The sequence below is a fragment of the Thermosulfurimonas sp. F29 genome (assembly GCF_019688735.1).
Classification (GTDB): Bacteria; Desulfobacterota; Thermodesulfobacteria; order Thermodesulfobacteriales; family Thermodesulfobacteriaceae; genus Thermosulfurimonas_A.
On the sequence record NZ_JAIFYA010000002.1, the window covers coordinates 358,937 to 381,686 of the forward strand.

Genomic DNA, 22,750 nt, shown 5'->3' on the forward strand with positions numbered 1-22,750 from the left:
GCCGAACGGAGTTCCTCCAAAAGAGGTCTCTCACCTCAGGACCGTAACCTTCTCCGCCTCCGTTCCGCAATTCCAAGGCCCGCAAGACCGGCCCCGAGCAGCCACACCCCCGCCGGAAGCGGAACCGGCGATGAGGCCGAGGCCCCGATCCCGATCGAAATATGTCCCACATCCCCGTCATTAAAGTACGAGGACAACACCAGCCACCCGTCCTCGGACCACTGTCCGACATCATCATGATATATATTTATTGAAGTGTCGGAGTAATACCCTGACTCCTCTGATTGGTCCCGCCATACTCCCCCCCAGGCCCACACGGAGGTCCAGCCCCCCTTCACATTCGTCATCTCCCAGTGAAAGGGGACCTTGAAGAGGAGGATACCCGTCCCGTTTACCGTGAAGGAACCGTAACGCTCTCCGTCTCCGAAGGCGTTGTTCCCCAGGGCGGAGGCCGTAGCAGACATGATATTTTCGGAAAGCTCGACCTCGGCGGAGGCCCCGGGAGCACTAGCCGAGACATCCAGGGGGGTGCTCCAGTCCTTGGAGGAATTGGAACTGGAGATCTCCCCGGCATAGGCCTCGGCCTCCTGGTTCAGATTACTCCAGGAGGAGATGGTCGGAACACCGTCGCCCACATCGATACCCTGAATCTCGGCCCTGCTCCAGTCCAGGGAAATGTAGGCACTGGCCCCGTTCACCACCGCGGCTCGTCCCCATACAGCGCCGGCCAACACCAGAACAACCGCTAGGAGAAAGACCCGGACCCCTTTCCCAAGACACAAACGGCGTATGACCATCACGCACCTCCTGATAAAATTAAAAAACACGCTTCTGAAAACCAGAAAACCTCCACCCCCCACCCCGTTCTTTCCAAAGAAGATTTTTATTTTAAACTTTCCTTTTTATTAAATTTCTTCTTACTTTCCCCTAACACAGAAGACATTCCCTGTCAAGGGTCAAAATCTCTCCTGCCCGAAAAAAATAGGATCCGATCCTATTTTTTGAGAGCGGGTTTACAGGTCGGGGGGAGGGTTTTACCTTTGAGGGCATGAGTTCCTACCGGCGTCTGGCCCGTAGTCTCTTTGAGGCGGCCATGCTGAAACGCCTCCGGCGCACCGGTTACGCTTACCTGGGCACCGGCGAGGAAAGCGTGGCGGCCCACAGCTTCGGGGTGGTGTATTGCGCCTGGTTGCTCGCCTCCCTCGTCCCCGAAGCCGACACCGAAAAGGTCCTCAAGATGGCCGTCCTGCACGACCTGGCCGAGGCCCGCATCGGGGACCTCAATTCGGTGAACAAGCTCTACGACGCCACCGACGAGGAAAGAGCCTTCCGGGACGCCCTCTCCGGGCTTCCCTTCGAGGAAGAGGCCCGGGACCTCGTCCGGGAATACCTGGCCCGGGAGAGTCTCGAGGCCCGTCTGGTTCACGACGCCGACCAGCTGGACCTCATGATTATGTTGAAGGAACAGAAGGACCTGGGGAATCCCTACGCCTCCCGGTGGCTCGCCTACGCCCGGAAAAGGCTCAAAACCGAGGCCGGAAAACGCCTGGCCGAGGCCATCCTCGAGACCGACTGGGCCTCCTGGTGGCTGGATGAGTTCGTAAGCCGGGATGAAAGGGCCTGATCTCTCCCTCTGCAGTCGCTGCGGACGGTGTCTTTCCGTCTGTCCCACCTATCTCGAAACCGGCCTGGAAACCCTTTCTCCGCGGGGCAGGATCTTTCTCATCACCCGGGGTCTGGAACGACATCCCGCGGTGGAGGCGTGTCTGCGGTGCGGGAGGTGCGAAGGGATCTGCCCCAACAGGGTCCCCCTCCCCGAATATCTCCTCCTTTCCGGAGGCCCGCGCCGGTGGTTTCCCGGACCTTTGCTCGAAAAAATGAGACGACATCTCCTCCGGAAAAAATCCCCTCCCGTACGGATAAACCGGAAGGGCTCCCCTACCCTCTTCCTTTCCTGCGGCGCCACGGTTCTCTACCCGGAGGCCACCCGCAGGCTCCTCCGTCTCCTTGAAAGCACGGGAAGCCGACCCGCCGTAACCGCTACCCTCTGCTGCGGTCTCCCCCACCTAACGCTTGCGGGAAAGAGGGCCTTCCTCCGGGTGGCCCGAAAAACCCTGGAGGAACTCTCCCGCCTGAATCCTCCTCTTCTGACCCTCTGCGCCTCCTGCCTGTGGGTCCTGCGCCGCATCTATCCCCTCGCCTTTCAAAACACCAACCTGGAGGCAAAGGCCGTAGCCTTATCCGCAATGGTTGAAGACGCGGTCCTTTTCGTGGTCAGCCGGGGAGGAACCTTCCGGAAGGGAGGCGTACATTTTCATCTACCCTGTCACCTGGAAGAAGGAAGGGAGACTCTTCCCGGGGAAAGAATTATTGAAGCCTGTTGCGGATCAATCCGTCCGGAGGATTTTATTTCCGGGAGGCCTACTCGCGAGCTCCTCCGGAAAGCCCTTCTTCACGGCCCGGAAGTACTTGCCACGGCGTGCACCGGTTGCTATCTTAAACTAAAGCACATTCTCAGACCCCCTCCGGAAATCCGGCACTGGGTGGAGTACTTGAGTGTTTGAACCCTCTTATGTGAAGTTGGTGGAATCCGGAGAAATCGAAAAACGCATCCAGGCCCTTTACGAACGGATGGACCCCTGTCTCCTCTGTCCCAACGAATGCGGCGTGGATCGGCTTTCCGGTGAAAAGGGGATCTGTCAGGTAGGGTCCCGGCCCATGGTCTCGAGCTACGGGCCACACTTCGGAGAGGAGATGCCTCTCGTGGGCTTCGGAGGCTCCGGAACCATCTTTTTCACCTACTGCAACATGGCCTGCGTCTACTGTCAGAACTGGGAAATAAGCCATCTCGGGGAGGGGGAGGAGATCTCCGTGGAGGATCTGGCCCGGATCATGCTTCTCCTTCAGGCCCGTGGCTGTCACAACATAAACCTGGTCACCCCCACCCATCAGGTTCCCTTTATCGTGGAGGCCGTAAAAATAGCGGCCCGGGAGGGGTTGCGTCTCCCCCTGGTTTACAACTGCGGAGGATACGAGTCGGTGGAGACCCTCCGGCTTCTTGAGGGGATCGTGGACATTTACATGCCCGATCTCAAGTACGCCGACGAAAGAATCGCCTTCAGGCTCTCCAAGGTTCCGGATTACCCCCGGATCGCCCGGGAGGCCATAAAGGAGATGCACCGCCAGGTGGGAGACCTGGAAATAAGGGAGGGTCTGGCGGTGAAGGGGCTTCTGGTGCGGCATCTCGTGCTGCCGGGGGACCTTTCCGGCACGAGAGAGGTTCTGGAATTCCTGGCCCGGGAGATTTCTCCCAACACCTACCTGAATCTCATGGATCAGTATCGCCCGTGCGGAGAGGCCTGGAAGTATCCCCCGCTGGACCGAAGTCTAACCCGGGAGGAATACGAAAAGGCTCTGGAGATGGCGCACGAGGTGGGGCTTGAGCGGCTCGATCCCGGCCGTTCGCGGTTTTTAGACCTATAAAGTACGGCGGGGAAAATGAGAATTTTTGCCGTGGGAGACATTCACGGGTGCGCGGAGGCCCTGGAAAGACTCCTCGGGATCCTTCCTCTGGACCTGGAAAGGGATCTCCTGGTCTTTCTCGGGGATTACATAGACCGGGGCCCCTCCCCGCGGCGGGTCGTAGAGATGGTTAAGGAGCTCAGGGAACGCTACCCGGAAAGGGTCATTCCCCTCTGCGGGAATCACGAGTGGATGTTCAAACGCTACCTCAAAGGCATAGAAACCGAGGTCTTCCTCTACAACGGTGGAGAAAGCACCCTGCGGGATTACTACACCGAAGGGCGTCTGGAGATCCCCCCGGAACATCTGTCGTTCCTCGAGGGACTCCCTCTTTATTTCGAAACCGAGGAGTTCTTTTTCGTTCACGCCGGGATACGGCCGGAAAGGGCCCTTTCGGCCCAGGTCGAGGAGGATCTCCTCTGGATCCGGGAGGCCTTTTATTACTACCCCGGGCGTCTTCCCAAGACCATCGTATTCGGGCACACTCCCTTCCCGGATGTGCTCCTTCTCGACGATCGCATAGGAATTGACACCGGCTGCGTTTACGGAGGAAAACTTACCGCCATAGAACTTCCGGCCCGAAAAATCTACCAGGTGGAATGCCCGAGGAGGTGGCCATGAGCGTGGTTTTTGACGATTACGAGGACGACTATTACGAAAAAAGACCTTCCTGGCGGGAGATCGATCGCCGGAGGGACCGCAGTCCGCACGCCCGTTTGCGGGAAAAACGCGAACGGGAGACCGCTCGCAAGGCCACTCAGCGTTCGAACTGGCTCAAGGAGAAGTACCTGAGAGAGGTGGAGAAGCTCTTTTCCGGAAAAAAGGCCTCTCCGGAACACGAAAAGGCCCTCAAGAAACTTCAAAACGCTTACGGGACCAGGCGTTTCACCAAAACGGCCCGGGACTATGTGAAGGAGTACGGTTTGCCGGAGGACTGGAACACCCTCATCCTCCTTCTCGAGGCCAACGACGAGAAACTGGTCTGCGAGACCCTGGAGAGTCTCTCCCGCATGGCTCCGGAGCGGAGTCCCATCGAGAGACAGGGGTTTCTGGCCAAGGTTCGCAGCCTGCTCCTGGTTACGGAGAGTGCCCGGGTGAAGGCCTGTGCGGAAAAGATTCTCGCGGAGGCCGGGGCGTGAGAGAGACGGTGGCGGACTTTCTGGCCTATCTGGAGCTGGAAAGAAACCTTTCCGCCAATACGGTGGCGGCCTACGCCCGGGATCTTGCGGACTTCGAAAACTTTCTGCGCGAGGCCGGAATCGCCTCCTTTGAGGAGGTGGGACCGGAGGAGATAATGAGCTTTCTTGCGGAGTTAAGGGCCCGGGGGCTCTCCGCCCGCAGTGTGGCCCGCAAGCTCTCGGCCCTCAAGACCTTTTACCGGTACCTCGAACTGGAAAGGGGACTCGCCCGAAACCCCCTCCTCCTGGTGGAAGGGCCCAAACTGCCCCGTACCCTTCCCAAGGTCCTCACCGTGGAGGAAGTGGAAAGGCTCATCAAGGCCCCGGATCTCTCCACCCCTCAGGGGTTGCGGGATCGAGCCATGCTCGAAACCCTCTACGCCACCGGGATGAGGGTCTCGGAACTGGTGCGTCTCACCTTTGCCCAGCTCAATCTCTCCGCGGGATTCGTGCGGGTTTACGGCAAGGGAGCCAAGGAGAGGCTGATCCCCCTAGGGGATCTGGCCAGGGAATACCTGGAAAGATACCTCCGGGAGGCCCGCCCCATTCTCTCTCAGGGGAGGGATACACCCTTTGTGTTCCTGAACCGTCACGGACAACCGCTCACCCGCCAGCGTTTCTGGCAGATCATAAAGGACTACGCCCGCCGGGTGGGCATAACCAGCGAGATCTCTCCCCATGTATTGCGACACTCCTTTGCCACTCACCTCCTCGAAAGAGGGGCGGATCTCCGGGCCGTGCAGATGATGCTGGGGCACGCGAGTCTCGCCACCACTCAGATTTACACCCACCTGGATGTGGGGAACCTCAGAGCCGTACATGAAAAACACCACCCTCGCGGTTAAGCCCTTTCCCTATTCCGAGTTGCTTCGTTCGGTGGAGGATCCGGAGGTTCTGGTGCTCGCCGCGGAGGTAGGGGAGGAACTGAAACGCCCTATTTACCTGGTGGGTGGACCGGTCCGGGACTTCTTCCTCAAACAGCCGGTTAAGGACCTGGATCTGGTGGTGGAGGGTGAGGCCGGGGAGGTGGCCGAGGCGCTGGCCCGGAAACTGAAAGGCACGGTAAAGGCCCGCTCCCTCTTCCACACCTTTAAGATCGCCTATCCCGGAGGCACCCTGGATCTGGCCATGGCCCGAAAGGAGGTCTATCCCCAACCCGCGGCCCTGCCGGAGGTGTGCCCGGCGGGTATAGCCGAGGACCTCCTGCGCCGGGATTTCACGGCCAATGCCATGGCCGTGGGGCTTTCCGGCCCCTTTCGCCGCAAACTTCTGGATCCCCTGGACGGACTCCGGGACCTCGAGCGGGGGACCCTGCGGGTGCTCCACCCCGACTCCTTCGTGGACGACCCCACTCGCATCTTTCGGGCCGCCCGCTATGCCGTGCGTTTCCGGTGGAGCCTTTCCCGCGAAAGCCACCGGGCCCTGGGACGGGCCTACCTTCTGGAAACCCCGAAACGCCTTTCCCCGGCCCGTATCCTGGGGGAGCTAAAACGCATCCTGGCCGAACCCGACCCCGAAAGGGTGCTTCTCTGCCTGGAAGAGCTGGGCCTGTGGCCGGCCCTGGACCTCCCCGCTCCTCCCTCCGGGGCAGGGGAACTGTGGAGGCTTTCCCGTTCCCTGTGGGGAGAAAAGAGTCTCCTCAAGGCCCTGGTGGTGGCCCTGGCCTGCGGTAAGGAGGATAATATGGTGCGGCTGGGGCTGGCTTCCTCCGAGGCCCGGGTCTTTTCCGACTCCTGGTCCGGACTGGCCGAAGCGTCCGAGAAACTGAAAAGGAGCCCTCGCCCCAGCGAACGGTACCGCCTGCTCAAACGCTTTCCCCGGGAAGTCGTTCTGGGATTTTTCCTGAAACACAATGAGTTAGGATCAATTTTTAAGGAATTTCTTTATTCGGAAAGGACGCGTCCGGAGCTCACGGGCCGAGATCTCGGGAAGCTTTTCGGCCTCTCGCCGGGGCCGCGAATGGGGAGAATCCTCGCCGAGCTCCTCCGGGCTCGACTTGACGGAGAGGTCAAAACCCGGGAAGATGAGGAACGACTGGTGCTTGCGCTTTTGAGAGGCAAAGAAGATGTGGCTACCTGATCTTTCCGGACTTCTGTTGGTGGCTCCGCCGCTTCTTGCGGCCATTACCTTTCACGAACTGGCCCACGGCTGGGTGGCTTACCGCCTGGGGGATCCCACGGCTAAGGCTGCGGGTAGGCTCTCCCTGAATCCCCTGCGCCACCTCGACCCGGTGGGCACCCTGGTTCTGGTGCTCACTCAGGCCATCGGATGGGCCCGGCCGGTTCCGGTAAATCCGAACTACTTTCGTCATCCCCGGCGGGACATGATGTGGGTGGGGCTGGCCGGCCCGGGGGCCAACCTCCTGCTGGCCCTGGCCCTGGCCCTGATCTATCAGTCCCTGGCCCCTCTTCTTCCCCGCACCGGGCCGGGGGGATACCTTCGCCTGATGCTCACCCTGGGGGTCCAGATCAATGTGGGGCTCGCCGTCTTCAACCTCCTCCCCGTGCCTCCGCTTGACGGAAGCCGGGTGCTGGCCGGAGTGCTTCCCGCGGATCTGGCCCGGTCCTACCTGCGCTACGAATTCGCGGGCTTTGCCCTTCTGGTGCTCCTTATCTTTACAGGCGTGGTGGGAAAAATTATATTCCCCTTGATTTTCGGACTCTCCAGACTCCTTCTCGGAGGATAAATCGTGGCGGAGAAGAGGGTTTTGAGCGGAATGCGTCCCACCGGTCCCCTTCACCTGGGGCACCTGCACGGGGTTCTGAAAAACTGGCTCGAATTGCAGGATCGCTACCGGTGTTTTTACTTCGTGGCGGACTGGCACGCCCTCACCACGGAATACGAGAATCCCCGTCGCATACCCGGCTTCAGCAGGGAGCTCCTTCTGGAATGGCTCTCCGTGGGACTGGATCCGGAAAAGTGCACCCTTTTCGTGCAGTCGGCCGTCAAAGAACACGCCGAGCTGTATCTGCTTTTCGGTATGATCGTTCCGGTGCCCTGGCTGGAGAGGAATCCCACCTACAAGGACATGCTTCAAAACCTGGAGCACAGGGATCTATCCACTTACGGTTTTCTGGGCTATCCGGTTCTTCAGGCCGCGGACATACTGATTTACAAAGCCGCGAAGGTTCCGGTGGGGGTGGATCAACTACCCCATCTGGAGCTCACCCGTGAGATCGCCCGTCGTTTCAATTACCTTTACGGAAAAGAGGTGTTTCCGTTGCCGGAACCCCTCCTTTCCCCCGAGGCGGCCAAGGTGCCTGGAATCGACGGCCGCAAGATGAGCAAGAGTTACGGGAACGCCATCTTCCTGAACGATTCGGAGGAGGAGGTCCGGCAAAAAGTCCTCTCGATGGTCACGGACACCCGGCGACCCCGCCGGAGCGATCCCGGGGACCCGGAAAACCGCTGCGTGGCCTTCAACCTCATTAAACTCTACACCCCGGAGGAACGCCTGCGGGAGATCGTGGCCGACTGCAGGGCCGCGCGGCTGGGTTGTAAGGACTGCAAGCGGGAGCTGGCCGAGCGGGTGATCGGGGCGCTGGCTCCCATCTGGGAGAGGCGTTCCCGACTCGAGGCGCGCCGGCAACTCTTCGAGGAAATACTCGAGGAAGGGAATCGACGGGCCCGGGAGGTGGCCCGCACCACCCTGGAGGAGGTAAAGGAGGTCCTCTGGGGGGGACGCTACTTTTAGGCCCTCACCGGCACGAACCTTTCGAGATAGAGGGCCTTTCCGTCGTAGGAGAGCACCGCCGCCCTGGCCGCAAGCCCCTTATCCAGGGCCCGGGCCAGGGCTTCGGCAAAATCCGGGTCCACCTCCGCCGCCGCTCTCACCTCCTCCACCTCGCGGCGAAAGACCAGGAAGAGAAGCCCGGCCCTCCGGTCCGAGTCCAGCAGTTCCGTAAGAAGCCTGAGGTGGCGAAGTCCTCGAAGGGTCGGAGCGTCCGGAAATAGTCCCACACGGTCGCGGGCCCAGGTTACGCCCTTCACCTCAAGCCACAATTCCCCGGCCGGGCCCTGGAGGAGAAAATCCAGCCGCCCCTCCCCTACCCCGGGCTCCGGTCGAAGCTCCTCGAAGGGTCCGAAGGGATGAGTCCCGCGCAGAAGGGCCTCGGCCACCCCTCGATGATAACCCGAGTGGCAGAAACACCAGTAATCTTTCTTCCGGAAGGCCAGGAGATCCCACTGCGTCTTTCGACGGGAATGGGCGGCGTGGCGGAGAAGAACCCTCCGGCCGGGGGTCAGGAGATCCGGAAGGCGTCCGGGATCGTGAAGGTGAACCTCCACCCACTCCCCGGGGGAGAGCCGCACCCGGATGAGAAATCTATTCACCCTTTCAACGAACCTTCCCTCCCGATCCGCCGGAAGATTCAGCAACCGCATCCCTCAGGTCCTCTGGTAATACCTTCCGGGAAGCTCCTGAACGAGTCCGGCCAGTTCCAGCTCCAGGAGACGGGCGGAAAGTTCGGTGACCGTGAGGCCGCTTTCGGCCACCAGCTCGTCGAAGTGTTTTGGATAGGGTGGAATGAGGGCGAGAAGGGGATCTTGCGGGCCTTCGGATTCCGGTGCCGGTGCGGGTGTGGCCGCGGAGGAAAGCCCCAGGGCCTCGAGGAGGTCTTTCGGAGAGGTGGCCGGCCAGGCCCCTGCTTTTAGCAGGTGGTGTGTTCCGCGACTCAGGGGAGAGAATACGCTTCCGGGCACGGCCAGGACCTCGCGCCCGAGATCGGCGGCCAGTCGCGCCGTGATGAGGGAACCGCTTCGTTCCGCGGCCTCCACCACCAGCACGGCCCTGGAAAGACCGGCGATGATCCGATTCCGTCGGGGGAAACGCCACCGTTCCGGACCGGCCCCCAGGGGAAATTCCGAGAGCACCGCTCCGCCCCGGGCCACGATTTCGGAGGCCAGCCCCCGATTCGGATAGGGATAAATTACATCCGCCCCGGAGCCGAGCACCGCCACCGTGTAGCCTTCCCCCTCGAGCGCTCCCCGATGGGCCGCGGTATCCACCCCGAGGGCCAGCCCCGAAACCACTCCGGCCCCGGCCCGGACCACCTCCCGCGACCACTCCCGGGCGATCCTGAGTCCGTAGGGGGTGGCCTTGCGGGCTCCCACCACCGCAAGAAGGGGCCGATCCCCCCGCACCCTTCCCCGCACATAAAGAAAAGCCGGAGGATCGGATATTTCGCGCAGGAGTTCGGGATAATCAGGATCCCCGTAAAAGGTCAGGGAAAAACCCCTCTCCCCCGCCCTCTCCCACTCCCGCCGGCCCTCGGAGATCAATTCCTCCTCTCCCGCGGGAAGGTTCCGCACCGGCCACACCGGGGCGTAACCCTTTCGCACCGCAAGTCCGACGAGAATGAGTCTCTCCTCGGAGGGCTCCATCAGGAGGGAAGGGTAATCTTCACCCTTTCGGGGTTGACCTCGAGTCCGGCCTCCGGGGATAGAATTTCCCGGGCGGCTTTCAGGTAGGGACTTTCCGGTTCAATAAGGGCCGGGGCCACCTCGAGGTTGAGCTCCACGCCCTCTTCGCCTCCGGTGGCCGAAACGCAGAGACGCCCCCGCTTTTCGGCGAGCCCGAAGACCAGGGCGAAAAAAGTGGCACACAGGGCCCCTCGCAGACGATTGTAGGGGAAGCTTACTCTCAGATCCTCGGGAAGGTCAATCTTCTTTTCCACCTTGTGTTTAAACTCGAGCTCGGCCCGCCAGAAGGAAAGCTCCTTCTCCAGGAGTTCCTTCAGGGACCAGGGGCCGGTATCCTCCCGGCCCAGATCGTCCTCAGCGCTGGCAAGCAGATCCACTATTTGAAAGACTTGCTTTTTCATTCTGGAAAGGGCCTCTCCGACTTTCTCCGACTCTCCGGAAAGAGGAAGACGGTTCTCCAGGATCTCGATCTGCATGAGGAGGGTCTGTAGAGGCCCCCTCAGGTTGTGGAGATACCCCTTGAAAAGACAACCCAGGGCAGCCTTGCGCAAAAGCTCCGAGGAAGTCATCAGAAAACTCTGTAGCAAATCAAAAATTGAAAGTCAACACTAGTTTCCGGTTAACCGGAAACCGGGGGCTAAAGCAGACCGAAACTCCTTAACACCTCCGCCAGGCGCCGATCCTCCCTGGCCAGCTCCCGCAGGGCCTCAAGAATCACCCTCCACCGCCCCTCCGCCTCCACCTTCTCAAAAGCCTCCTCCCGCGCTCGCCTTATCGTCGTCCGCCTATCCCACAAAGCAAACCCTATCACCGCCACCACAAGCGCCGTAAATATCCCCGTAATGATCCAGAGAAAGGTGTAAAGCTGCTCAAATCGTCTGTCCACCTGCTCGAATCTGGCGTTCATGTCCGCACGCATCTCCTCAAACCTCTTATCCACCTGTTCAAAACGCTTGTCCACCGACTCCCTGAACTCCCGAAACTGCGCCTCAAGCACCGCCTGCCTTCGTTCCAGCTGCACCAGCCGCTTCTCCACCTCCAGCAGCTTCTCGTAAATCATCTCGTTGGTCACCCGGAGACCCTCCCCTCCGTAGCTCACCCCGCCCAACACCAGAAAGATCAGAATGAAAAAGGGAAAAATCCTCATTTTTTTCGAGACCTCCTTTCCGGGGATCTGCCTCTATTATAAAAATTCGGGGAAGATAGTGAAGGCCAAAATTCCCGAATAAGTCCGGCTCCCGCGTCGGGGGCTTCGCCCCCAAACCCCCGTGGTGCCTGTGGAGACGGGTTTCCGTTAACCAGAAACCTAAGATTGTCTGTCCAGACAGAATTCAACGACCAGGGGATGTCCGGAAAGATCAAATTCCAGGGCCAGAAAATCGGACTTACAGAGGGTATGAATGTGATAATCCTTCCCGGTGACGATGGAGGGGGTGGAGGCGGAAAGGGTAATGCCCTGTTTTTCAAACCGACGACGAAAGGCCCCGCAGATCATGTTGGCCATCTCTCCGGCGGCGTCCTCCACCTCCTCGGTGGTTTCCCGGGGGCAGGAACCGAAAAGGGCACACACGATCCTGAAAAGGGCCTCGCGCGAAAAGGAGACCACGAAGGCCCCGCTGAGTTTGTTTCCCGTAAGGCCGGCCACGGCCGTGACCTCTCCCAGGGCCACCTTATCCTGTTTAACGAACTGCCTCCTGAGCACCGGGGTCTCCCCGGTGTAGGTTCCGATCACCTCGGCCACCGATTCCTTAATGATTTCCACCAGAGAGTCCATGTTCCAGCCACTTCCTCAGTTCTTCCCAGGTAAGTCCCTCCCGGAAGCCCGGACAGGTGGAACGAATTATTTCAAAGTTTTCCGGATCTTTCAATATGCTGGGGTGAAGAGGCCACTGACGACATCGATCCGGCTTTACCGGATGCACCAGGCAGCCCTCCTCTCCCCGGTAAAAAATGCAGTGCCCGTCCACCGTGCGCATCTCGAGACGCCCTCCCCGGTAAACCGTGTAGCGCCGGAGGAACTCCTCCCGGGAGAGCCCCAAAAAGGCCGCCATGCGACGCACCTCTTCCTCCGAAAGCGAGACCGTACTTTCCCCCTGACAGCAGAAACCACAGCGCTTACACTCAAAGGGTTCGGAAGGGCTTTCACCTTCGGGCATAAGGGCTATTCTTCCCCTACCGGAATTTCGTAAGGGATGGGATCCCTGATTCCGGCCTCGCGGAAGGCCCTGAGACGGAGACGACAGGATTCGCACCGTCCGCAGGCCACCTCCTCTCGCTGGTAGCAGGACCAGGTGAGGTGAAAGGGGGCCCCCAGTTTCGCTCCCAGTCTCACGATCTCCACCTTGGTGAGGTTGATGAGCGGGGTCTCTATCCGTATGCGGGTTTCGGGTCGTGTGCCCTCCTCTATGGCCCTCTCGAAAGCGTCGAAGAAACTCCGCCGGCAGTCGGGATACCCGGAAAAGTCCACCTGATTGGCCCCGATGAAGATGGCCCCGGCCCCCAGGACCTCGGCCCAGGAGGCGGCTATGGCCAGAAAGTGAGCGTTTCGAAAGGGCACATAGGTGACCGGGATCCTTGAGGGATCGGGTTCCTCCTCCGGCACGGAAATCTTCCGGTCGGTGAGGGCCGAGCCCCCGATGGCCTTAAGCGCTGGGACTTCGGTGATCAGCCGATGCCTTGGTTCGAAGTGCTCGCACAGCCGCAGAAAGGCCTGCTCCTCCCGGGCTTCGGTGCGCTGGCCGTACTTCACATGCAGAAAGGCCAGTTCCCAGTCTCGGGCGGCCACCGCCGCGGTAACGCAGGAGTCGAGCCCCCCGGAAAGAAGGACCACCGCAAGGCCTTTCTTCATTTAGGTACCCATCTCCCAGGAGGAGAGGTATTTCTCCTGCTCCGGGGTGAGACGATCTATGCGGATACCCATGGTCTCGAGTTTCATCTCCGCCACGCGCCGGTCGATCTCCTCCGGCACGGAATAGACCCGGCGTTCGAGCTTTTCGGAGTTCCGGACCAGCCAGGCGCAGCACAGAGCCTGATTGGCAAAGCTCATGTCCATCACCGCGGAAGGGTGGCCCTCCGCCGCGGCCAGGTTGACCAGGCGCCCCTCGGCCAGCACATAAATACGCCTTCCGTTCACCAGGGTGTATTCCTCCACATGCTCCCGAATCCGTCTTTTCTTCTCGGTGATCCCGGAAAGGCCCTCCAGATCCAGTTCCACATTGAAGTGCCCGGAGTTGGCCACGATGGCCCCGTCCTTCATCCGCAGGAAGTGTTCCCTGCGGATCACGGCTATGTCCCCGGTCACCGTGCAGAAAAAGTCTCCGCGAGGGGCGGCTTCGTCCATGGGCATGACCTCGAAGCCGTCCATCACCGCCTCCAGGGCCCGCAGGGGATCCACCTCGGTGACGATCACCCGGGCCCCCATGCCCCGGGCCCGCATGGCCAGCCCCCGTCCGCACCAGCCGTAACCCGCCACCACGAACACCGACCCGGCCAGCAACCTGTTGGTGGCCCGCAGGATTCCGTCGATGGTGGACTGCCCGGTGCCGTAGCGGTTGTCGAAGAGGTGTTTGGTCAGGGCGTCGTTTACAGCGATCACCGGATAACGGAGTGCTCCGTCCCTGGCCATGGCCCGCAGCCGGATCACCCCGGTGGTGGTCTCCTCGGTCCCGGCCAGCACCTCCGCCGCCTGTCCGGGACGCTCGGCGTGAAGGGTGGAAATGAGATCCGCCCCGTCGTCCATGGTGATGTGCGGACGGGTGTCCAGCACCGCTTTTATGTGGGCGTAATAGGTATCCCGATCCTCGCCCCGGACGGCGAAGACCGGTATGCCGGCCTCCACCAGGGCCGCGGCTACATCGTCCTGGGTGGAAAGGGGATTGGAGGCGCAGAGGGCCACCTCCGCTCCCCCGGCCTTGAGGGTGAACATGAGATTGGCCGTTTCCGTGGTCACATGGAGGCAGGCCCCGATCCGGATACCGGAGAGGGGTTTCTCCCGCTCGAACTCCTCCCGAATGCGGGCCAGCACGGGCATGTCCCGACCCGCCCACTCGATGCGCAACCGTCCCTTCTCCGCCAGGGCAAGATCCTTCACATGGTATTCCATGAAAACCTCCCTTTCGTTTAGTCCAGCCCGGCCAGATCCCGGATCTTTTCCACCATGTCCAGGCGTTCCCAGGTAAAGTCCGGATCGTTGCGTCCGAAGTGGCCGTAGCAGGCCGTCTTGCGGAAAATGGGTCTTCTCATGTCGAGGTACTCGATCATGGCCCGGGGGCGAAAGTCAAAGAGCTCCTTGATGATCTCCACGATACGCTCCACGGGGATGGCGTTGGTGCCGAAGGTCTGCACATTTATGGCTATGGGTTCGGGGACGCCGATGGAGTAGGCCACCTGGACCTCCAGCTCCCGGGCGACCCCGGCGGCCACCATGTTTTTGGCCACATAGCGGGCGTAGTAGGAGGGGGTGCGGTCCACCTTGGTGGGATCCTTCCCGGAGAAGGCCCCCCCGCCGTGATGTCCCCGTCCGCCGTAGGTGTCCACGATGATCTTGCGGCCGGTCATCCCGCAGTCGGCAAGGGGCCCCCCGATCACGAACCGCCCAGTGGTGTTCACCAGGAACCTGGTCTCCGGACGAAGGTGCTCCGGCGCGATAACCTTTTTGATGACCTCCTCCACGATGGCTTCCCTTAGCTCCTTATATTCCACCCAGGGCTCGTGCTGGGCGGCGATCACCACCGTGTGCACATATATCGGACGCTTGTCCTCGTAGGCCACGGTCACCTGGGTCTTTCCGTCCGGTCGGAGGAAGGGGAGGATACCCTTTTTACGCACCTCGGCCAGTCGCATGGCCAGGCGGTGAGCGTACCAGATGGGCATGGGCATGTAATCCGGGGTCTCGTCGCAGGCGTAGCCGAACATGAGCCCCTGATCCCCGGCGCCGATCTCCTCGCCCCGATCCACCCCCATGGCGATGTCCGGGCTCTGACGGTCGATGCTGGTGAGAACGGCGCAGGTCTGCCAGTCAAACCCCAGATCCGAGTGATTGTAACCGATTTCCTTGACCACTCCGCGGGCGATGGTGGCGTAATCCACGCGGGCCTCGGTGGTGATCTCCCCGGCGATGAGAATCATGCCCGTGTTGACCATGGTTTCACAGGCCACCCGGGCGTAGGGATCTTTTTCCAGAATGGCGTCCAGGATGGCATCCGAGATCTGATCCGCCACCTTGTCCGGATGTCCCTCGGTTACCGACTCCGAGGTGAAGAGGAAATTGGAAAGCCCCATTCTCAAACCTCCCCGTGAAATTTCAGCCCTATCTAAACCGATGTTCTCAATTTTTTCAAGCTACTCTTCGGAAGTCAGGAGTCTCTTCAAATAGGTGGGGAGGGCTAAAGCCCTCCCCGGTACTGCACGACCCCACGAATTTTTCCGGAGTTTCTAAAAGCTTATCTGGAGGACCGTCTGGACGCGGAAGCCGTCCTCGAGGCCATCCGTGCCCTCGGGATCGTACTTGCCCCATCCGGAGAAGGTATCCTTGGAGATCCGGTAGTTCCGATCGTAATTGATCCACTCGAAGTTCAGCATGAGGATGTTTTTCCCGGTGAGGTAGTAGGCCAGCCCCAGCATGTAGTGTTCGGCCTCGTCCGAGGAGTCGGAAACCCAGCGTCTTCCGTCCCAGAAACGCTCCCCGTCGTTGGGATCGAAACGGTCGTAACGCCCGAAAAGGTGAAGTTTCTCTCCGAAAACGGGAAGGACCACATCGGCAAAGAGCGACCAGCATTTCGTGTCCAGTTCGGTGTCCTTGAGACCGTCTCCGTCGGTGTCCACCACCCACTTTCCGTCGTTGTTGCCGGTGGAAGTGCTGTATTGTGCGTAGACGACGAACCACGGGTGCTGATAGGAGAGCATGAAAAGATCAACGCTGTAGTCGGGATCCCACGAGAGGTTATCGTTGTTCCCTTCCCCCCGGACGAAAAAGTAACTGAACTGGAGGCCGGCCAGGGGAAGGGGTCCGGAGGTGCTGTGGGGAAAGGGTCGCAGGGTGAGACGCCCCTCAAGGGCCTTGTTTTCGTTGACCTCGTCGCCGTGGTAACCCGCTCCGTTCATGTAGGAGAGCCAGAAGGTTCCGTACTTTCCGGCATAGTGGTTGAAGAGGGGATAGTGGGCGGTAAGTTGCCGTACGAAATCTCCGTCGAGTTTGCCCCCCAGATTCCCGGCCAGGGAGATACCCCGGTCCGCGGAATTGAAGGTGCCGAAGAACTCCCGGGCCATGGTCCCCTGCATCCGGTAAGGATTTATGTGCTCCTCGAAATCGAGCCAGGGGAAATGCCCCTGCCCGAACTCCGCCTTGAGGTGAGTGAGAATTCCCAGGTCGGGAAGGTCAAACCGGGCATAGGCGTACTTTACGCGCAACTCATAACTTCCGTTCTGGTCGTGAATGTCCGGCGTGAACCGAAAGGACAGCCAGGGATTGATTCTCTTTTTGAAGTTTAGATAACCCCGGGTTACGGCGAAATAGCTCCGACCGTCCTCCTTTCCTCCGTCGAACGGTCCGTAACCGTTGGAGTAGTCCAGATAGGTAAGGGTTCCGACCTTTACCGCCTTTTCCCTCTTTTCCCTTTCGGCCCTGGTGCGGGCCTGTTTTTCCCGGGCCGCCTCGGCTTCCGCCTCGCGCTTGATCTCGCGGGCCTCCTCCTCGGTTAGGATCCCCTTGCGCACCAGGATTCTGAGGAGGGGATCCTCTATCCCGGAGGCCGCCCGAAGGCTCCCCGCCCCCATCACACACAGGAGCAACACCAACAATCCGCCGATCATTCTCCGGTACCTCATGGGACACCTCCCTCGATGTTTTTTCTCTCCGGATTCTTATCGAGGGAGGTGAAGGGAATCCGGCGGGATTGTGAACTTTTTGCGGCTTCGGCTAGATTTCGTCGAAGGGCCGCCGGCGCAGGCGATGCGGCAGGGCCAGGCGCTCGGCCACGGCTAAATCCTCCCCGGTGACCTCGGTCCTTCCGGAAAAGGCGGCGTGGGCCCGTGCCGCCCGCGCCATGGTGAGGTCGGCCCGGTGACCGTCAACGCCCAGGGTTATGGTCTTTTTGGCGATGGCGTAGAGCATTTCCTCCGGAATCTTCACCCGGGGAAGCCTCTCCCGGGCCTCCACGACCCGGGCGACGAGGGCCTCGGTCTCGGCTCGGAATCTTTCCTTGAAGGCCTCGGGGTCGCGGGTGAACTCCTCCCAGCGTTCCATGATGAGCACCCGGGCCCTGGGATCCTTCAGGCCCTCCACCGTCACGCAAAGTCCGAAGCGATCGAGGAGCTGGGGACGCAGTTCTCCCTCCTCGGGATTCATGGTGCCCACCAGCACGAAACGGGCCGCGTGCGAGAAGCTCACCCCCTCCCGTTCCACATAATTCACCCCCATGGCCGCCACATCGAGAAGGGTGTCCACCAGGTGATCGGGAAGGAGATTGACCTCGTCCACATAAAGGAATCCCCGGTGGGCCGCGGCAAGCAACCCCGGCTCGAAACGCCTCTCTCCCCGGGTGAGGGCCGCCTCGAGGTCGATGCTTCCCACCACTCGATCCTCCGTGGCCGAAAGCGGAAGTTCCACCACCCGCACCTTGCGCCTGGTGCGGGGGAGTTCTCCCTCCCTTTCCAGATGCTCCCGGCAGAAGGGACAGAGATGTTCCTCGTCGTCGGGATCACAGGAAAATGGGCAGCCCTCCACCACCTCGATCTCCGGCAGGATGTCCGCAAGGGCCCGCACCACCGTGGACTTCCCGGTGCCCTTCTCCCCCCGGATGAGGACTCCGCCTATCCCGGGATCGATCACATTCAGGAGGAGAGCCAGTTTCATGTCCTCCTGACCCACTATGGCCGCGAAAGGAAATATCGGTCTCTTCACCACGAACCTCCCTTTTAAAGGATAAGGTGATCCCCTTCCGGAAGACGGGTGTGCTTTCCGTAACCCAGGTGCACCACCGGGCGGCGACAGGTCTCACAGAGCCGGTAGTATCGCACCCGATCCTCCAGGGCGTCAATAACTTCCTCCACCGTCTGTCTCATGACGGCGAACTCCTCCGGCGTTAACCGACATTCGAACACGCTGTAAAGCACCCGTATCCCGAAATCTTCCATTATGCGGGCCACCTTTCGGAGCCTCTTTTCGTCGGCGATGTCGTAGCACACGAGGTAGTAGTTCTGTTTCACAGGATCAATTCCTCCGGTGGTTCCTCCGCGAAGTATACCGGACCGGTGAATTCAACATTTTGGAGACAGTTCCGGCAGAGGCGGTAAATGCGCACCCGGTCCTCCGTGCGTTTTATGAAGTCCGCAAGCCAGGACACTACACTCTCCAGCTCCCTTTCCGTTAGCCAGCACTCGAACACGCTTTTCTGAACCGGTTTGCCGTAATCCTTCAGGAATTTGTGCACCCTTTGCAGGCGCTTGGGATCCCCTATATCGTACGAGATGATGTAGAACTGCCGATCCATGAGGAAATTATATCAAATCATGAATGGACGGTATTCCGGACTCTCACCTTTGAGTACCCGGGCCAAAAGATATACCTGTTCTCGCAGGATGTCAGCGTACCGGAAGCGCTTTCCCCGGGGAGGATAAAGAGCCTCCTCCTTTAACCTTTCCTGAAACTGTTTTACGAACTTCTTGAGTCCGGCCCGGCCGAGTTTTACGGGCTGGATCTCCTTCGGTTCTTCCTCGTCCGGAAAGGTCTCCTGAGTGAAGTCCTCGGGCTTTATGGTCTTCCAGTTCAGGACTCGAATTACCACCGTATCCACTATCACCGGGCGCCATTCCTCCATGAGATCGAGCACCAGGGAGGGCTTGCCGTAGTCCGGCGAGTGCAGGAACCCCAGGTAAGGATCGAGCCCCGCGGTTTCCACCAGGCTCCAGATCCGGGAAAGGAGGAGGGTATAACCCAGGGAAAGGAGGGCGTTTACGGGATCTCTAGGAGGGCGGCGGGTGCGTTCGCGGAATTCGAAACCGGATCGTTTGAGGAGGGTCCCCAGTCCCTCGAAGTAGTGACGCGAGGCCATCCCTTCGATACCGAATATCTCTTCGACATTTTTGGCCGCAGGAAGTTCCGTCAGGGCGCGCTTGAGGTGGAATATCGGACCCTCGAGAGAGGTTTCCCCCAGTCTCCTTTTCTGACGGACGAGGTATTCCCGCTGGTTGTGAATTTTCCCGTGCACGAAGGCCCTGGCCAGCTGGATCCGCCTGGTCGGATCGTGAAATGTCCGAAACTGGTGCAGTCTCAACTCTATGTTTTTCCCGAAGGGAGTGGAGAGTTTTCCCAGGTACTTTCCGGAAAGGGTCAGGAAATGGACCTGTATTCCGCGTTTTAGAAGGGTCTGGAGGGCCGGAGCTGTGAAACTAACTCTTCCGAAGACCACCACCTGATCCACCTCGGCCAGCCTGACCTCTTCTTTCTTATGGCCGATTTCCAGTTTGAGCCTTTCCCCCTCCCGCGACACCTTTAATCCCTGTTCGGTGAGGTAAAGGATCATTTCAGCCCTCCCTGATGCTCCTTTTATTTGAGGTCGCAATCCCTTATTCGTGAGGGAAAGTTTTCTCACAAGCGTGTCGCTTATGCTTGGTGGCGCATAGTTGGATCTGGGTCGCAATCCCTTATTCGTGAGGGAAAGTTTTCTCACCGTTCGTTACACATGTCAGGAATGCACTCCACTTTACCGTGTCGCAATCCCTTATTCGTGAGGGAAAGTTTTCTCACCTTGTGGTTGATCTTTCATGGAGTCCTGCAGTAAGGGGTCGCAATCCCTTATTCGTGAGGGAAAGTTTTCTCACGAAAGTTCGGAGATGGAAAGGTTTTGCGCCTCCACGCAATCGTCGCAATCCCTTATTCGTGAGGGAAAGTTTTCTCACATTTTTCTCAATATGTTATTCATTTGACAGGTCTCGGTCGCAATCCCTTATTCGTGAGGGAAAGTTTTCTCACCGGAAGCTTTAACACGCTAGTTTTTACTGATTTTGCTGGGTCGCAATCCCTTATTCGTGAGGGAAAGTTTTCTCACACTCAGACAACTTCGTCAGGTTGGATTCGCGCTCTCTGCCGTCGCAATCCCTTATTCGTGAGGGAAAGTTTTCTCACTTTCTTTTAAGGAGGTGTGTCATGGAAGTGTTCAGGGAGGAGTCGCAATCCCTTATTCGTGAGGGAAAGTTTTCTCACTTGGTATAGAGAGGATTTTAGGTGATATTGAAGCCATGATAAGTCGCAATCCCTTATTCGTGAGGGAAAGTTTTCTCACTTGGGCTAAAAGGGTTTCCAGGAAACTTTATTTGGCTCTACGGAGAGTCGCAATCCCTTATTCGTGAGGGAAAGTTTTCTCACTCGGACCCTCCTCGGGTAATGATTACTCTAACCTATCCTGTCGCAATCCCTTATTCGTGAGGGAAAGTTTTCTCACTCACTCCGAGTGGAAACGCCATCTTGATAATTTTTCTAAGTCGCAATCCCTTATTCGTGAGGGAAAGTTTTCTCACAGTATGCTTCGTAACTCCTGTACTTTCCTGTATTTGTAAATCATACCTCGATAAGGGATAAAGAACCCTCCCCGAAAGCCCCATCGCACCCGGATTCTGCCCCAACTTATTAACAGTAACTCCTCAAGAAATCACGCAAAATCAAAATTGATGGGGTTCCTCCCCTCAATACCCCAAAAATCACAATTTAATACCGGGTTATAAAACCCTCACGAAAAAAGGGACCCTTATCGCCCGGTTTTCAAAGAACTATTTATTAATTAAAACACATCATCCCCGTCCGGGTAAGGGGTGCGACCCTTCCGGCGTCGGACTGCCACCCGATCGCCCTCGAGAAAAACGAAATAATCGCCAGCCCGCAGCCTCCCGGAATGCCGCCGTAAGTACTCCCTGAGCTCGTCCTCCAGATGGCAAAGCCTCTCCCGGGTGTGGAGATAAATCCCGGCCAGCTCCGCAGGAGAACTGTAAGCAAGGGTCAATCTATCCGTCCGCCCGGGAACCAGGTGAGGATCAACATGGAGTAGCGGAGAAGGATAACGCCCCCTCAAGATCCTCCCGAACACACACCCACAGGGGGTGTCCATCACAAAATCCCTGAACCACGACTCCAGTTTGATGCAGCTTATGGGATTGCGGGGAACCCCTCTGAACATCCGCTCAAGCCTCGTATAACTGTAGTCCGGAGTGCCGGAAAGAATTCGATGAACCAGCTCCCGGCCGTTGCGCAGGAATCCCACCGAAAGCATCACCGTAAGCTTTTCCTCCCGGGAAAGACGCCTGCCGGCCTCGGCCCTCCTGATGACCAGATCCACAATCGCGCATGAACGGCGAAGCCTTTTCAGCTCGGGAGGATCTCCCTCCGGCAGAATCACGGGGGTGGACCGACGACAGAATTCCCTCACTGCTCCCGGAGAAATGGGTCGTATCCGTTTGAGGAAAGAAAGCTGTTCCGGGTGGGGGACACCTTCGGAATCAACGAAAAGCGAACGCTCAAGCGTGGCCGGATGTATCCCTAAAGGGAGTTCAAAGCCCTTCTCCAGCCAGCCCACTCCCTCGCCCCGGGTTCCGATTTCGTAAGAATAGAATATCCCCTCACCGGGAAAGGGAAGCCTCTCCTTCAGGGTCTCAAAAAATCGTCTGACCCAGAGAAAGTAAACCGGCTCGGAAAAGAAAAACCACAACCGATAGCGAAACGGGTTAACCCGCTCCAGCGCACCCTCAAGCCCCCACGCCCGAGCCCGATGCCACACCAAAAGGGCCTCCTTCTTTACGGCTTCGGCCTTGATGGCCAGCCAGCCCCGATTACGCCGGTTTCGGTCCACCTCGCGCTCCGGAAGAGCTATTACGAAATAGGCGCTATGGAGCCTGTTGTCCTCCGTAAGCGGGAAATAAACGAGATAGGTCCGCCCCAGAAGGTGCCGTGAAAGTTTCTCCGAGGTGGGAGCTCCGTCCCTGATGACGAGAGCGGTCCTTCCGTAAACGGTAATTTGCATCTCGGCATGAAGGGGTCTTCCACGGAAAAGTGTTCGTAACGGTTCGAGTTCTCGATCCCCGAGATTGGGAGGAAAGTACCTCAGCGGGGTTTCCTGAAATCCGGCCTCGAGAGGCCCGGCCACCGCGGCGGCTGCTCCGGGGCGCCCCAGCTCCCGCAGCACCTGCGCCAGTTTCCGGCGCACGGTCTGCGAATCGGCCAGCCTCAAAACCCGATAAAAAAGTGTGGCCGCTCGCGGCAGATCTTCCATTTCATAGGCCACCTCCGCCCGGGCCATAAGATAGCGCGAATTGTCGGGATCACGAGAAATAGCAAGATCGTAACACTCCGCGGCCTGAGCCTTTAATCCCAGGGCCTCGCAAAGACTTCCCCACCGAAAATATTCCTCGGCCGTTTGTCCGGGGCGCAAACGATGCCGGAGAATTATCTCCCTGGCCTTGAGATCACGACCCTCCGAAAGAAACTTCTCGGACTTTTCGAGGAACTCGTTCACGATGATACGGCTATTCCCGAAAAATTTTCCGAATCTTTTCAATATTCATAAAATTTCAACATCAAAACCCATTTTTATGTCTCCCCTGACCAGGGAGCCGAAAACGAGGACTCCCAGAAGATTTTCCCC

At 59.1% G+C, this 22,750-nt stretch carries 25 protein-coding genes and 1 CRISPR repeat array; of the genes, 9 read left to right on the top strand and 16 right to left on the bottom strand.

Annotation, left to right across the window (positions count from 1 at the left end):
* Positions 1–35: 35 nt before the first annotated feature.
* Positions 36–797: a VPLPA-CTERM sorting domain-containing protein gene (locus tag K3767_RS06350; protein ID WP_221172730.1), complete on the bottom strand. Its 762-nt coding sequence runs from the start codon at positions 795–797 to the stop codon at positions 36–38.
* Between the two features lie 251 nt (positions 798–1,048).
* Here K3767_RS06350 and K3767_RS06355 point away from each other — a divergent pair, with 251 nt between their 5' ends.
* The 9 genes from K3767_RS06355 to trpS are packed head-to-tail and all read left to right on the top strand — an operon-like array spanning position 1,049 to position 8,394.
* On the top strand, positions 1,049–1,624 hold the full coding sequence (locus K3767_RS06355; protein ID WP_221172731.1) for an HD family hydrolase: 576 nt from the start codon (positions 1,049–1,051) through the stop codon (positions 1,622–1,624).
* The gene (locus K3767_RS06360; protein WP_221172732.1) at positions 1,611–2,564 is read left to right on the top strand and encodes a (Fe-S)-binding protein; all 954 of its coding nucleotides are present in this window, start codon (positions 1,611–1,613) and stop codon (positions 2,562–2,564) included. Before K3767_RS06355 ends, K3767_RS06360 begins: the two co-directional genes overlap by 14 nt.
* Positions 2,557–3,483, top strand: a complete 927-nt coding sequence (locus tag K3767_RS06365) for a radical SAM protein (RefSeq protein WP_255592326.1) — start codon at positions 2,557–2,559, stop codon at positions 3,481–3,483. The genes K3767_RS06360 and K3767_RS06365 overlap by 8 nt, the downstream gene beginning before the upstream one ends.
* 15 nt (positions 3,484–3,498) lie before the next feature.
* Positions 3,499–4,143 carry a metallophosphoesterase family protein gene (locus K3767_RS06370; RefSeq protein WP_221172733.1) on the top strand — a complete coding sequence of 215 codons (645 nt, stop codon included), beginning with the start codon at positions 3,499–3,501 and terminating at the stop codon, positions 4,141–4,143.
* The gene (locus K3767_RS06375; RefSeq protein WP_221172734.1) at positions 4,122–4,661 is read left to right on the top strand and encodes a hypothetical protein; all 540 of its coding nucleotides are present in this window, start codon (positions 4,122–4,124) and stop codon (positions 4,659–4,661) included. Before K3767_RS06370 ends, K3767_RS06375 begins: the two co-directional genes overlap by 22 nt.
* Positions 4,658–5,545 (top strand): site-specific tyrosine recombinase XerD, encoded by an 888-nt coding sequence (gene xerD, locus K3767_RS06380; protein ID WP_221172735.1) that lies wholly within the window; start codon positions 4,658–4,660, stop codon positions 5,543–5,545. The genes K3767_RS06375 and xerD overlap by 4 nt, the downstream gene beginning before the upstream one ends.
* A complete protein-coding gene (locus K3767_RS06385; RefSeq protein ID WP_221172736.1) occupies positions 5,520–6,779 on the top strand; it encodes a CCA tRNA nucleotidyltransferase in 1,260 nt (419 codons plus the stop codon). Before xerD ends, K3767_RS06385 begins: the two co-directional genes overlap by 26 nt.
* Entirely contained in the window at positions 6,766–7,386 is a 621-nt protein-coding gene (locus K3767_RS06390; RefSeq protein ID WP_221172737.1) for a site-2 protease family protein, read from the top strand. Before K3767_RS06385 ends, K3767_RS06390 begins: the two co-directional genes overlap by 14 nt.
* Before the next feature lie 3 nt (positions 7,387–7,389).
* Positions 7,390–8,394 (top strand): tryptophan--tRNA ligase, encoded by a 1,005-nt coding sequence (gene trpS, locus K3767_RS06395; protein WP_221172738.1) that lies wholly within the window; start codon positions 7,390–7,392, stop codon positions 8,392–8,394.
* Here the strand turns inward: trpS and sfsA are convergent.
* The 15 genes from sfsA to K3767_RS06470 all read right to left on the bottom strand — a co-directional run bounded on the left by sfsA (position 8,391) and on the right by K3767_RS06470 (position 22,621).
* On the bottom strand, positions 8,391–9,083 hold the full coding sequence (sfsA, locus tag K3767_RS06400; protein ID WP_221172739.1) for a DNA/RNA nuclease SfsA: 693 nt from the start codon (positions 9,081–9,083) through the stop codon (positions 8,391–8,393). The genes trpS and sfsA overlap by 4 nt on opposite strands.
* A gap of 3 nt (positions 9,084–9,086) precedes the next feature.
* On the bottom strand, positions 9,087–10,082 hold the full coding sequence (dprA, locus tag K3767_RS06405; protein ID WP_221172740.1) for a DNA-processing protein DprA: 996 nt from the start codon (positions 10,080–10,082) through the stop codon (positions 9,087–9,089).
* Positions 10,082–10,690 carry a hypothetical protein gene (locus K3767_RS06410; RefSeq protein ID WP_221172741.1) on the bottom strand — a complete coding sequence of 203 codons (609 nt, stop codon included), beginning with the start codon at positions 10,688–10,690 and terminating at the stop codon, positions 10,082–10,084. The genes dprA and K3767_RS06410 overlap by 1 nt, the downstream gene beginning before the upstream one ends.
* A 68-nt stretch (positions 10,691–10,758) precedes the next feature.
* Positions 10,759–11,268: a hypothetical protein gene (locus K3767_RS06415; protein ID WP_221172742.1), complete on the bottom strand. Its 510-nt coding sequence runs from the start codon at positions 11,266–11,268 to the stop codon at positions 10,759–10,761.
* A 159-nt stretch (positions 11,269–11,427) separates the two neighbouring features.
* Entirely contained in the window at positions 11,428–11,895 is a 468-nt protein-coding gene (locus K3767_RS06420) for a chemotaxis protein CheX (protein ID WP_221172743.1), read from the bottom strand.
* Entirely contained in the window at positions 11,870–12,277 is a 408-nt protein-coding gene (locus K3767_RS06425; RefSeq protein WP_221172744.1) for a YkgJ family cysteine cluster protein, read from the bottom strand. The genes K3767_RS06420 and K3767_RS06425 overlap by 26 nt, the downstream gene beginning before the upstream one ends.
* 5 nt (positions 12,278–12,282) lie before the next feature.
* Positions 12,283–12,969 (bottom strand): 7-cyano-7-deazaguanine synthase QueC, encoded by a 687-nt coding sequence (gene queC, locus K3767_RS06430; protein WP_221172745.1) that lies wholly within the window; start codon positions 12,967–12,969, stop codon positions 12,283–12,285.
* The gene (gene ahcY / locus K3767_RS06435) at positions 12,970–14,223 is read right to left on the bottom strand and encodes an adenosylhomocysteinase (RefSeq protein WP_221172746.1); all 1,254 of its coding nucleotides are present in this window, start codon (positions 14,221–14,223) and stop codon (positions 12,970–12,972) included.
* Positions 14,224–14,240: 17 nt separating this feature from the next.
* The gene (metK, locus tag K3767_RS06440) at positions 14,241–15,401 is read right to left on the bottom strand and encodes a methionine adenosyltransferase (RefSeq protein WP_221172747.1); all 1,161 of its coding nucleotides are present in this window, start codon (positions 15,399–15,401) and stop codon (positions 14,241–14,243) included.
* Between the two features lie 153 nt (positions 15,402–15,554).
* Complete coding sequence (locus tag K3767_RS06445; protein ID WP_221172748.1) at positions 15,555–16,946, bottom strand: OprO/OprP family phosphate-selective porin; 1,392 nt, start codon at positions 16,944–16,946, stop codon at positions 15,555–15,557.
* 91 nt (positions 16,947–17,037) lie between these two features.
* On the bottom strand, positions 17,038–17,973 hold the full coding sequence (locus K3767_RS06450; RefSeq protein ID WP_221173120.1) for an AAA family ATPase: 936 nt from the start codon (positions 17,971–17,973) through the stop codon (positions 17,038–17,040).
* A 62-nt stretch (positions 17,974–18,035) separates the two neighbouring features.
* Positions 18,036–18,326: a CRISPR-associated endonuclease Cas2 gene (gene cas2 / locus K3767_RS06455; protein ID WP_221172749.1), complete on the bottom strand. Its 291-nt coding sequence runs from the start codon at positions 18,324–18,326 to the stop codon at positions 18,036–18,038.
* Positions 18,323–18,610, bottom strand: coding sequence for a CRISPR-associated endonuclease Cas2 (gene cas2, locus K3767_RS06460; RefSeq protein WP_221172750.1), 288 nt, complete (start codon positions 18,608–18,610; stop codon positions 18,323–18,325). Before cas2 (K3767_RS06460) ends, cas2 (K3767_RS06455) begins: the two co-directional genes overlap by 4 nt.
* 12 nt (positions 18,611–18,622) lie before the next feature.
* Positions 18,623–19,642 carry a CRISPR-associated endonuclease Cas1 gene (gene cas1, locus K3767_RS06465; RefSeq protein ID WP_221172751.1) on the bottom strand — a complete coding sequence of 340 codons (1,020 nt, stop codon included), beginning with the start codon at positions 19,640–19,642 and terminating at the stop codon, positions 18,623–18,625.
* 32 nt (positions 19,643–19,674) lie between these two features.
* A CRISPR array of direct repeats spans positions 19,675–20,636; the repeat unit is 37 nt; unit sequence GTCGCAATCCCTTATTCGTGAGGGAAAGTTTTCTCAC.
* 260 nt (positions 20,637–20,896) lie between these two features.
* On the bottom strand, positions 20,897–22,621 hold the full coding sequence (locus K3767_RS06470) for a CRISPR-associated primase-polymerase type A1 (protein ID WP_221172752.1): 1,725 nt from the start codon (positions 22,619–22,621) through the stop codon (positions 20,897–20,899).
* Positions 22,622–22,750: the final 129 nt, after the last annotated feature.